General features: G+C 42.2%; 1 protein-coding gene. It reads left to right on the top strand.

The window, feature by feature from the left end; translation table 11 throughout:
* The coding region (locus FLQ44_RS08265) for a sodium:solute symporter family transporter (RefSeq protein WP_439144910.1) at positions 1-303 on the top strand (303 nt) is incomplete at both ends.

A 303-nucleotide genomic window follows, 5' to 3' on the forward strand; every position in this document is an offset into this window, starting at 1 on the left:
CAGATTCGGTGAAATCAATCCCAAATGCACGTCGTATTGGTATGACTTGGATGACACTTTGTCTAGGCGGTGCAGTTGCTGCCGGTTTCTTTGGGATTGCCTACTTCCAAATGCATCCTGAATTAGCGGCAACGGTCAATGCCAATCCTGAAACGGTATTTATGGAATTAACTAAAATTCTATTTAACCCATGGATTGCAGGTATCGTTTTAGCGGCTATTCTTGCTGCTGTCATGAGTACCCTGAGTTGCCAGTTATTGGTGTGTTCAAGCACTTTGACAGAAGATTTTTACAAAGCATTTA

Origin of the sequence: Vogesella mureinivorans (genome assembly GCF_007644035.1) — a bacterium.
In the GTDB taxonomy this organism is placed as follows: domain Bacteria; phylum Pseudomonadota; class Gammaproteobacteria; order Burkholderiales; family Chromobacteriaceae; genus Vogesella; species Vogesella mureinivorans.